This window comes from Pelosinus baikalensis, from assembly GCF_020819555.1.
Taxonomy (GTDB): Bacteria; Bacillota; Negativicutes; order DSM-13327; family DSM-13327; genus Pelosinus; species Pelosinus baikalensis.
This window is the reverse complement of the sequence record NZ_JAJHJB010000049.1, coordinates 19,819-29,544: the sequence shown is the minus strand read 5'-3', so window position 1 is coordinate 29,544 and position 9,726 is coordinate 19,819. Positions and strand designations below refer to the sequence as shown.

General features: G+C 38.4%; 14 protein-coding genes. 2 read left to right on the top strand and 12 right to left on the bottom strand.

Annotated elements, in window-relative coordinates:
- Window positions 1–126: 126 nt before the first annotated feature.
- From LMF89_RS22350 to LMF89_RS22340, 3 genes are all read right to left on the bottom strand, one after another.
- Window positions 127–315 (bottom strand): hypothetical protein, encoded by a 189-nt coding sequence (locus tag LMF89_RS22350; RefSeq protein WP_229537021.1) that lies wholly within the window; start codon window positions 313–315, stop codon window positions 127–129.
- Window positions 316–681: 366 nt separating this feature from the next.
- Window positions 682–1,212 (bottom strand): hypothetical protein, encoded by a 531-nt coding sequence (locus LMF89_RS22345; protein ID WP_229537020.1) that lies wholly within the window; start codon window positions 1,210–1,212, stop codon window positions 682–684.
- 87 nt (window positions 1,213–1,299) lie between these two features.
- On the bottom strand, window positions 1,300–1,452 hold the full coding sequence (locus LMF89_RS22340; RefSeq protein ID WP_229537019.1) for a DUF2292 domain-containing protein: 153 nt from the start codon (window positions 1,450–1,452) through the stop codon (window positions 1,300–1,302).
- A 685-nt stretch (window positions 1,453–2,137) separates the two neighbouring features.
- On the opposite strand from LMF89_RS22340, the gene LMF89_RS25965 reads away from it, so the two are divergent.
- A complete protein-coding gene (locus LMF89_RS25965) occupies window positions 2,138–2,272 on the top strand; it encodes a hypothetical protein (RefSeq protein WP_255711589.1) in 135 nt (44 codons plus the stop codon).
- Between the two features lie 263 nt (window positions 2,273–2,535).
- On the opposite strand, the gene LMF89_RS22335 is transcribed toward LMF89_RS25965, so the two are convergent.
- From LMF89_RS22335 to LMF89_RS22325, 3 genes are all read right to left on the bottom strand, one after another.
- Window positions 2,536–3,447 (bottom strand): hypothetical protein, encoded by a 912-nt coding sequence (locus LMF89_RS22335; protein WP_229537018.1) that lies wholly within the window; start codon window positions 3,445–3,447, stop codon window positions 2,536–2,538.
- A 58-nt stretch (window positions 3,448–3,505) separates the two neighbouring features.
- The gene (locus LMF89_RS22330) at window positions 3,506–3,736 is read right to left on the bottom strand and encodes a DUF5651 domain-containing protein (RefSeq protein WP_229537017.1); all 231 of its coding nucleotides are present in this window, start codon (window positions 3,734–3,736) and stop codon (window positions 3,506–3,508) included.
- A 263-nt stretch (window positions 3,737–3,999) separates the two neighbouring features.
- A complete protein-coding gene (locus LMF89_RS22325; protein WP_007954601.1) occupies window positions 4,000–4,242 on the bottom strand; it encodes a hypothetical protein in 243 nt (80 codons plus the stop codon).
- Between the two features lie 191 nt (window positions 4,243–4,433).
- On the opposite strand from LMF89_RS22325, the gene LMF89_RS25960 reads away from it, so the two are divergent.
- Window positions 4,434–4,574, top strand: coding sequence for an aspartyl-phosphate phosphatase Spo0E family protein (locus tag LMF89_RS25960; RefSeq protein WP_144408486.1), 141 nt, complete (start codon window positions 4,434–4,436; stop codon window positions 4,572–4,574).
- A gap of 325 nt (window positions 4,575–4,899) precedes the next feature.
- On the opposite strand, the gene LMF89_RS22320 is transcribed toward LMF89_RS25960, so the two are convergent.
- From LMF89_RS22320 to LMF89_RS22295, 6 genes are all read right to left on the bottom strand, one after another.
- Window positions 4,900–5,067, bottom strand: coding sequence for a hypothetical protein (locus LMF89_RS22320; protein ID WP_229537016.1), 168 nt, complete (start codon window positions 5,065–5,067; stop codon window positions 4,900–4,902).
- Window positions 5,068–5,172: 105 nt separating this feature from the next.
- The gene (locus LMF89_RS22315) at window positions 5,173–5,319 is read right to left on the bottom strand and encodes a hypothetical protein (protein ID WP_229537015.1); all 147 of its coding nucleotides are present in this window, start codon (window positions 5,317–5,319) and stop codon (window positions 5,173–5,175) included.
- Window positions 5,320–5,529: 210 nt separating this feature from the next.
- Window positions 5,530–5,964 carry a terminase small subunit gene (locus tag LMF89_RS22310; protein WP_229537014.1) on the bottom strand — a complete coding sequence of 145 codons (435 nt, stop codon included), beginning with the start codon at window positions 5,962–5,964 and terminating at the stop codon, window positions 5,530–5,532.
- A gap of 737 nt (window positions 5,965–6,701) precedes the next feature.
- On the bottom strand, window positions 6,702–6,854 hold the full coding sequence (locus LMF89_RS22305; protein WP_007954598.1) for a hypothetical protein: 153 nt from the start codon (window positions 6,852–6,854) through the stop codon (window positions 6,702–6,704).
- A 1,662-nt stretch (window positions 6,855–8,516) separates the two neighbouring features.
- On the bottom strand, window positions 8,517–8,696 hold the full coding sequence (locus LMF89_RS22300; RefSeq protein ID WP_229537013.1) for a LysM peptidoglycan-binding domain-containing protein: 180 nt from the start codon (window positions 8,694–8,696) through the stop codon (window positions 8,517–8,519).
- 600 nt (window positions 8,697–9,296) lie between these two features.
- Window positions 9,297–9,476 carry a hypothetical protein gene (locus LMF89_RS22295; RefSeq protein ID WP_229537012.1) on the bottom strand — a complete coding sequence of 60 codons (180 nt, stop codon included), beginning with the start codon at window positions 9,474–9,476 and terminating at the stop codon, window positions 9,297–9,299.
- Window positions 9,477–9,726 lie beyond the last annotated feature (250 nt).

Genomic DNA, 9,726 nt, shown 5'->3' with positions numbered 1-9,726 from the left:
TATATAATATGTAAATTTAGTGAAATGGCTCCAAATATTTGATCAAAAAAAGAACCGCCTACATTTGTAAGCGATTTGGAGTTCGTTATATTTATTTCACATTACCATATTATCACAGCCAAAATTCTACGTCAGTAAAACAACATCAACAACAGTCATGATGAAAATCATGATCACACCAAGGGCACTTGTGACAATCTTTGTGACATTTTTTATGACATTTAGGGCACTCGCAATCATGATGAAAATCGTGATCACACTTAGGACACTTGTGACAATCTTTGTGACATTTATGATGACACTTAGGACATTCATGATGAAACTCACAATTGACTTCAACGCTACTCATTTTTTTACCTCTCTTTAACATTATTTGTTTTAGGATATGCGCATTAAATAAAAAAAGTGCTCCCCATTTTGACCTAAAAAAGCCGAAGGCTCTCATGATTTTTTTCTCTCAACTCTTCGAATGTTATCTAAAATATCTTCAATTTCAGACATTTCAAACCATCCCTTTAAGCATAGTCATAACAAAAAATAAATGCCATCCGAAGTAAAACTAGGTAATGAATCTGCAATATAAAAACCGCCCCAGCGGGACGGCATAACTTTCTACACATTTACTTCACACTATCATCTTACCACAGTGAAACTCGCATGTCACTGTCATGTTTTTCGCATCTAAGAAACGCCGTCAATGCCGAATATTAAAGCACTTAGCTTTCCGCACCCCTCGCGAATGTCACGATAGTAAGTGCTTTCATCAATTCCTTCACGCTCACATATGCTCGATATTTTTTCGCCATCGAGATAAACTGCCTGTAAAATGCGATACCTCCGCTCATCCTCAGCCTTTCCAGATGTCTCACAATAAATCTTATATAACCTCAACATTTGTTCTATGTGAGCTAGGATGATATACGTTCTGGTCACACTCTTTTTAATAGACTCAATATAAATATCGCTACTATAACGCTCAAGAGAGTCAAGTACATCGACAACCCTCTCAGTCGTTATAGCCTTAGGTAAATCAAACACAGATTCCTTGCAATGCTCTTTCAAAAGTGGGTAGTGTTTTAAAAGCAACTTCGTATTCCTCAGCCGTTTATCATGACGTGATTTCTTTTCTTTCTGACTTTGCTGTGCAAGATAATTCATAGCCGCGCTTACGGCCGCTTCAGCTGCTAATTTTATAATCTGTTCCTTATCCATTTCCTCTACCCCCACAAATATAATATAAAATGCCGACACTCCTAGCAATCACTAGGTAGTGTCGGCTTCCGTTCGTCGGTCAGCCATTTATTCTTTTTTCTCCGGACGAATACTCTGCCGTATATCGACTCGGGTGACTTCACCGTTTTGTATGATAAAATCTACGTTCCCAAATTTGAGGGAATCTAGCTGGTGCTGTGCTTTCTTTATCTGCTGTATAAGTTGATTACTTAGTGTCATCCGTGCCTCCTTTAAGCTATTGATCTCCACTTTTTGCAGCTGCACACATTGCTGCTATCAACTAGGCAGCCAATCACAGCTGCTAGATATAACCAGGCTATATGGATATACATAAACCTCCTTTTCTATATAGGTCTGTCTTATAAGTCTGGCTGCTCTTTTAGAGCGGCCATTCCTATTTACACATTTAATCACTATATGGCAATTTAGGCTTATGCCTGTAATCCCTTAGAGGATCGCGTATAAATTCATTTCCTTCTCTTAGGTTTACAGTAATTGCTTTAATTTTTCTACCGTCCTATTTTAAAGAATATGTTCGTAAATAATGTTGCTTTTGAAGGTTAAATAAAGAATAAACGTAACACGTTGCTATCATTATACATAAAATATAACAGACCTAAAAAATTATTGGAGGTATAATAAATGGAATCCTATAGATCAAGAGGCGACTGTATGCCCAGATGTGATTACGATTGTATGCCTAGGTGTGAGCCTATGCATAGGTGTGAGAGAAGGGGTATTGGAACCCATATCACTGAACACAGAATTTATCAGAACTGTTCTTACGATATTTGCCAAGTGTGTCCTGGCTGTGGCAATGAGTATGATGACCGCCGTCATGACGAGTGTCCAATGTGTGGTGTACCAGCCGATGCTGCACTAATGGACGAAGATGGAAATCCAGATGGAAATCCAGATGGATTTGGTGGATTTGGTAGACGTAGATTTCGCAGACGTAGATTTGGGTTTTTCCCATTCTTCTCATTCTTCCCGTTCTTCCCGTTCTTCCCTTTCCGTCGACGGTTTTTTTAAAAATTAAAGTTGCTGGTACTCAATGCCTTACTCCCACTACCCCTCCCTCACAGTGGCATGCTATGGTTAGCGATCTCCCTAGTCGCATAATCTCTCCATATTTCTCTCTTGGCTCTCCATTGGAGGGCTATTTTTCTTTCCCATTCAATCACGCTCTTATAACAATTAGTCACATTGTTTAAACTAAATCATATTATGTAATATAAACTCTATAAAACCTCCTTCTTATGGCTGTTCTTTTGAGCAGCGATTTTAATTTACTCCCACCGATTACACCAATAGCCTGCATGGATCTTTATAATCACGGCCAATATTCTTGATATTTCTTAGATCAGGTGCCACGTTTAATTCCCTTGATTTTGGGGTGATAGGGCTGCTCACTGGTGCATTTTCTTCACGCAATTGGTATGGCTCTCGAATCACAAAATACCGATTCGTCAGCAACTTTGCTCCTACACCATCATTCGGATCAGGGATCTTGTCCACTTGCCGATCAGCAAATACTGTACTTTGACACTCACGGCAACGTCCTTTCGTTCGACCACCCGGCAAACCGCTATACATATTAGCAAAATACTCAGCACCACAAGAGCATTCAATACGATATTGCTCCTGCTCATTGGTGGAAGTATTTTGAGTTTGCACCGGTCTTGGCTTTCCCCATTCAATATCTGCCAGACCTGACACATGCATAGCGACAACTTCCTGCATATCAATAGCAACAAATTCATCATCTACGAACTTGGCACAAATGCTTCGCGAAAATCGACTTGGACGCTTAATTTCTTCCATGAGGCATTCCGTCATATACTTGGGTAAGGTCATTCTAATTTTCAAACCTCTGTTGAGCGATAGGGTAACGGGTAAACCGTCTTCTTCGCAATTCAGGTCTAGATCCTCTTTCGCTGCTCCACTCTCCTGAGCAACCTTACTGCTCTCAGCAAGCAAATCATACTTAACTTGCAAATCCTCAAGCTGCTTTCGTAACTCCTGTGCTTCTTTCGTAAACCGATCCCAGTCACTCCAAATAAACGCCGTAATATCACAACCATCACCGTTAGGATGCAGGATATCGTTAATCACCATTTTCAGCCGGTCATATTCCGAAACTCTAAGCTGCAGTGTCTCTAATTCTCCACCTAGATTTGCAAACTCAGGCTTTTCGGTGATATCTGGAGTCATTGGCTCAGGTGCAAAGTCACTAGCATAGCTATATTGGCATTTCTCTTACGCTTCTGGATCAACCGGCACTACATCCATCATACTTGGACAAAACCCTACGTGCTGCACACTCTGTATAATCGGCCCTGGTGCATGTTTTGCAGGTAGATTCAATTACGAAGGAATACCAGTCCTGAAAATCTTCTACGTAGATTGGCAGCGTGCTTTTTAGCTGCAGCATGTCCTTATTGGCTTGAACGGCTTCAGGCGTAGCCATGAACATGATTCGAAGCTTGGAGATCGATACCATTAGATTCTCCTTGGCCTGCTAATCAAGATAGCCTAGTCGTATGTCTGCTGATTTTTCCAGGCGTGTCCGTGCATGCCTGAGCTCAGAAAGAAATTTCTTATCTACGTTCTTTAGACCAGAGTATAATGCCCGTATGGATGGAGTTTATAAGGAACTACATAAATATATAGATGCTCAAATGATAACGATATTCCCAATTGATAATAATATCTAAAAGTATTTTTTACGCAAACAATAGCTCCCTATGCAATTAAGCTAGAGAGCTATTGTTTTCTCTCAACAAACCACTTACCTTCATCGTCAAATAAATAGACCTGCTTGCCCATGATCTTACAGGTATATCGTATACCAACACCGCCACCTTTTAAAGATGTAGCTTGACGCACGTCGATAAGACGGTCAACCTCAAATACTCTTCCGTCTTCCCATTTTATTGATAATGGACGGACATTGCCGTATGTATCATGCTTTGCTAGTACCTCGACAAATACCTTGTATTTATTCATATTCCCACCCCCGAAACGAACATATGTTTGTTTAAATTATAGGGTTTTGGTAGGCGAAAATCAAATTGTAAATGCTGGTAAATGAAAACCATATCCAATAATTACACGCCATAACTTCATTCCTTCGCGGAAAACTAAAATAAAATGCGAAGGAGAAAAGGCGTGTCTGAATTAAGTGAACTTAAAAAAAGATTGAAAAGTTACGCACAGAGCTACACAATACATCTCAGGGAAAGTTACTGACTGATCCAGAGGTTATTAGGGTAAGCCATGCATTGGATATTTTGTTAGTGAAATATCAGAAAATGTCGCGGGATAAAGGTAGTAAATAAACAAAAAACCGCTAACCAATAAGGTAGACGGTATTAAGTAATTACAAATTAAATAGTGCAATAATTGAGTTAATGGCAGTATACAGTACTAGTATTTCAGCAAAAATTACAACTGGATGATTGTGCCATTCATTTTCTCTTTTTTTATTATTATCCATAAGTCACCTCTTAGTATTTTTCAATATTCCAATATATGTATTGTATTATTTATACTATAAAGGATAATTATGACAACTATGTGACAATTTCCATGAGCTCACCCCATGAGTAATGATCACCTTTTATACTAATAAGTTTATATATTATTAATTTTGTACTCCGAACGTTACTGGAATAATTCTAAGCCAGGATTATCTAGTCTTTTAATTTCTTTCAACCTGTCAGTGACACCGCCACCTACCCCAATATCATCTATTTTGACCGGTATGCTGATGGTAGGATACCTAGCAGGCAGCTTATTAGCGATTAGCATAATATCACCAACGGTCTTCATAGTGTCCTGCCCCCTTATTACTAAAGGGAGTACTTTATGATTGATCTTTGTTCCACTAACCGTCGTCGCCATGTCTGGCAACATCACAGGCGATATCAATGCTTTCTACTTTCTGATTTCATCATAATCAGTCTGAACTCCCCGCATAACAAGGTAAAGCTGAATAAAAACATCGTCTTCCTGATCGGGGAAATAACCTTTTACCCGTACTTTAACGGCATTGCTATCAGCGCCATACTTACGCTTGAGCATCTCAATGTTTTCTTTATCGGTTCGATCACATTCCTCTGCATCGATATGAATACAGCAAAATTGGTCACGATCCTTGTGATGGGATTCGTAGAAGTAAAGTATCTTTCCCAATCAGATCATTTCCATCAACTTTTACCACACCTTCAGCATCAAACATAGGACGTTCGTACATTCCAAATTCCACGTAATCACCAATATCTGCAGAACATGCTAAGCTGTGATACGTGCTTCTTGAGTTAATAATTGTTTAAGCCGGTCTAACTCCGCCTGCACCCGTGGCCTTGCAAGTAGGCGACTACCTATAACCTGTGCGCTTGCTTTATTGCCTCTACTGGCATATCCAGCTTTAAAGGCAGCCTGTGTTGCATTCCATCTGCCGACATAATAGTGGCAAAATAAAAGTTCCTGATCTGATAATTCTTCTTCAGGAACTTCCGGCTCACCCTTAGTTTTAGGGGTGCACCCTTTTTGCTGTCTTAGAAGTGCAATGGGGGCACCTTTTTTAGTTGTTTTATCCCTGGAACATCCATGCCTTTTTCTCCAAGATTTTACGGTTTCGACCGACACGGCGTATTTTGCAGCAATCTCTTTATATGGCATACCAAGGATATAATCTCGTTGGGTAATCTCATGCTTTTGAGCCACATCACCACCTCATTCCAAATTCGGATAGCATCGTTGACATCGAAGCGCTCATTTTATAACAGGCTATCTAGTGGACTTCCCCTGGGACTTTTGAGAGTTCTATCCTTGCAACGTGCAGAATTAGTATGATATGTATCGCGCGTACATTCATTACCTTGGTTATATGCGCAGTCTGTATAGCATTTCATGTAGAACCTCCTGGCTGTATAAAAAATGGCATCAACTAGACAAATTTGTCCAGTGATGCCGTATGCTTAATGAACTGAAATTTATATTTTTTACTCAAATAGACTTTTATATTATCCATTTAGAATAACCTAGAGGAATAAATTGTATGATTCATATCATATGCTATTAAATATTTTGTTTTGCAACCATATATCTAGTGCGAGTGATCCTTACTTATACATGTCTCAGTGACGATAAATACAAAGTAAAATGCTACATAGCTCATTATGATTGATTTATATGCACTTTCCAGTATATCTAGAGTATCTGGCTCCATAATGATCGCTCCTTTTAGCTCGATAATTTTAGTTTCGGCATCAGAATATATTTACCTTTATATGATGTAGTAGATACAATAAAAAGCACCCCGAAGGATGCTTAATAAGAAAAAGAGTATTGATCCTCAAAAAATTATAAACTTTTTTTTTATAATACTAGTACACTTTTAAAGGTTAGATACTTATACAGTGCTCTCTATTTAGAATGTTTGCGCACATATATCTTCATAATTAATTACTAACGTACCTATTATATAAGTTCTTAGTAGCCAATGTAATAATAATAATTGAAACTACGATACTTGGCATACTTACGATCCAAGTAGTTACTAGAGTATTTACCCCTATTAATACTAAGTTTAGTAAGGTTAAATAAAAGATCATAGCTACACCTCCAACATAATAATATGCACGTTATTTAATAATAGTCTAGTTTTTTAAGTATTGACATATACAGATTCACCATACGTCTTTTTATCTAAAAAGAGCACAAAGGTTTTAGTATCTAAATATGGGTTCTCCGTCTTGTAGTAGATCTTCTTTTATTTCTTATTTTCGAATAAAAGTCAATGCTCATTGTTAGTATTCCCAAGAAGGTCGCGATTGTTGTTAGTATTTGTTGTATCCTATCATAATCTACTCCCCCATGCACTCACCTCCTAATATAAATTCAGAGATAATCTTATAAGGGTTACACTCCTAACTTACCATAATTTAGTGTTAAAGTAAATTATTAACTTATAGCAAATATCGACAAGCTCTTGTTTTACAGGATATATAATTCTCTAAATAAAAAGAAAAGGCGGCAGAAAATTAATCTGCAAATCCTTCTCTTATAAATTTTACTAATATCATTTTATCTCATCTTAACTCGCATGTCACTGTCATGTTTTTCGCATCTAGGAAATGCCGTCAATGCCGAATATTAAAGCACTTAGCTTTTCGCACTCCTCGCGAATGTCACGATAGTAAGTGCTTTCATCAATTCCTTCACGCTCACATATGCTCGATATTTTTTCGCCATCGAGATAAACTACCTATAAAATGCGATACCTCCGCTCATCCTCAGCCTTTCCAGAAGTCTCACAGTAAACCTTATAGAATCTTAACATCTAGTCTATATGAGCTAGGATGATATATGTTATTTTGACGTTAGATAATATATATCATCCCTTCTTGATTTTAATTTAGCACATCTGTAAATAATAATTTAGAGGTGATACTTGTGGGGCAGAAAAAAGTAAATAAGGCTAACGATGCTTTTAGTTTGAAGAAGGCTAAAGGACACAACAATAAAAAAACTAATAATAATTTTGGATCGAAAAGCACTAATCATCCCTACCATCCTCCTACCTGAGATCAGCATACGCTGATCCTTTTTTATACTATACCCTTCTTTCTTTTCCCAATACTTAACTTTGGGTCCACATTCGCGTCTCCATCTGTTTTGCACCGCAGGCGATTAAACTCGCCCACGGCTGCAGAATCGTTATTGCTTTCATACTGTCAGCCTCCATTTTGTTGAATAGTTATCGTGAAATAAACCAACACTTAAACATAAGTAATTTTGATGGGGTTGATTTATATGCCGTATGATATTTATGAGGTTGGAAGACTGTCGGCGAGCGTATCTTACCAACATTGGATTTCTTGGGACCAATAATGTATATGCTAGTATTCCAATATACTTCTTCATGGAAAAATTTCTTTCTATGGAATGTATCGGTTGTGCAGTTATAGTTTTTGGTATCTTGCCTTTATATTCCCTACTAGGTATTTTCCAACTATATAAATGGAACTGGTTCTTTCACTTTTTGCTTTTCTTCTTAGTTGGAACTGTGCCCAGAGGACTTCTCTACTGGTTTACTAGCATAGAACAAAGTCAGGTTGCTTCAAAACATGTGAACGTCCACTACCAGTAGCAATCAAACCACTGATTGGTAATGATAAGCCAGATAATGATCAATAATCACTCTTCTTATGACTGTTCTTTTGAGCAGCCATTTTAATTTACTCCAACCGATTAACTACAATCTCCAATCCCGCTCACACATCGCTTTCACCTATCACATCATAATTCAGCTCCCTGATCCCTTCGCGAAACTCCGCGACCTGGCGTAGATCATCACCTTGGCAGTACTGTTCAGCAATAGACTGCAGCATTTCACCAGAATTTACTGTATATTGCATTGCTACTAAGACCAGTCCCAGAATAAACTGTTTCATTCTCAACACCATCTCCTTTTAACTTACGCCTTAATCATTTGTTCATTCTGCCAAATCTTCTACTAGCTAAGCATTACGCTTATCATTATACCTAGGTATGCATAATAGAATTATGTCAGTGAGGAAGGACTCAGATTGATTAAAATTTAGCCATGCTTACTCCTTCCGCGTATATCTTATGTCTTATTGGCAATAATATGATCGTGCAGATTTTCTCTTCCAACAGGTGACCACAACAATGGAGCCTGTACATATTATCCTGGAACAAGACCATCAACGGAGCTGGTCTTGTTCTTTTTTTATCTAGCCAATCAATTGGCATGGATCTTTGTATTCACGACCGTGGTTTTTACTATGTACCTGTAAATCGCGCAAAGGCGTTTGCTCCAAGTACATTGCTTTTGATTGCTAAGGCTCCCGGTTAACAAAATACCTGTTCGTCAACAATATCTTTTTTACTCCGTCCGCTGGATCAATTGCCTTATCTGCTTGCTGATCGGCAGAACACTCGCGACAACGTCCTTTCGTTCGACCCCCCCGGGAAACCGCTATACATATTAGCAATTCAGCACCGCAAGAGCATTCAATACGATAGCGTTCCTATTCGCTAGTGGAAGCACTTTGAGTTTGCAATACTCTCGGCTTTCCCCATTCAATATCTGCTATACCAGACACACTCATAGCCACAACCTCCTGCATATCAATTGCCACGAATTCACCCTCGACAAACTTGGCACATATACTCCGCGAAAATCGACTTGGACGCTTAAGTTCTTCCATGAGGCATTCCGTCATATTCCTTGGATAAGTGCATTATAATTTTCAAACCACTATTGAGCACTAGGGTGACAGGTAGACCATCATCTTCGCAGTTCAGGTCTATATCTTCTTCCGCTGATCCGCCAAATTTATACAATATTTTATCAGAGGTTTTTAGGCATTATAAATGATACGGTTCTCCTCGATTAATCTTAAACGTCTATCTAGTACCTAACTGTCATTCTAGCCTCAACCCAACCTTGGTATTGTT

What these genes read in the sequence shown, in the direction of transcription:
- LMF89_RS22345 (WP_229537020.1), bottom strand. Translation starts at nt 1,212, where the DNA reads ATGGATAAGGAACAGATTATAAAATTAGCAGCTGAAGCGGCCGTAAGC.
- LMF89_RS25965 (WP_255711589.1), top strand. Translation starts at nt 2,138, where the DNA reads ATGGAAATCCAGATGGATTTGGTGGATTTGGTAGACGTAGATTTCGCA.
- LMF89_RS22330 (WP_229537017.1), bottom strand. Translation starts at nt 3,736, where the DNA reads ATGGTATCGATCTCCAAGCTTCGAATCATGTTCATGGCTACGCCTGAA.
- LMF89_RS22340 (WP_229537019.1), bottom strand. Translation starts at nt 1,452, where the DNA reads ATGACACTAAGTAATCAACTTATACAGCAGATAAAGAAAGCACAGCAC.
- LMF89_RS22315 (WP_229537015.1), bottom strand. Translation starts at nt 5,319, where the DNA reads ATGCTCAAGCGTAAGTATGGCGCTGATAGCAATGCCGTTAAAGTACGG.
- LMF89_RS22320 (WP_229537016.1), bottom strand. Translation starts at nt 5,067, where the DNA reads ATGAAGACCGTTGGTGATATTATGCTAATCGCTAATAAGCTGCCTGCT.
- LMF89_RS22305 (WP_007954598.1), bottom strand. Translation starts at nt 6,854, where the DNA reads ATGATCTTTTATTTAACCTTACTAAACTTAGTATTAATAGGGGTAAAT.
- LMF89_RS22300 (WP_229537013.1), bottom strand. Translation starts at nt 8,696, where the DNA reads ATGAAACAGTTTATTCTGGGACTGGTCTTAGTAGCAATGCAATATACA.
- LMF89_RS22325 (WP_007954601.1), bottom strand. Translation starts at nt 4,242, where the DNA reads ATGAATAAATACAAGGTATTTGTCGAGGTACTAGCAAAGCATGATACA.
- LMF89_RS22335 (WP_229537018.1), bottom strand. Translation starts at nt 3,447, where the DNA reads ATGACTCCAGATATCACCGAAAAGCCTGAGTTTGCAAATCTAGGTGGA.
- LMF89_RS22350 (WP_229537021.1), bottom strand. Translation starts at nt 315, where the DNA reads ATGAATGTCCTAAGTGTCATCATAAATGTCACAAAGATTGTCACAAGT.
- LMF89_RS22295 (WP_229537012.1), bottom strand. Translation starts at nt 9,476, where the DNA reads ATGGAAGAACTTAAGCGTCCAAGTCGATTTTCGCGGAGTATATGTGCC.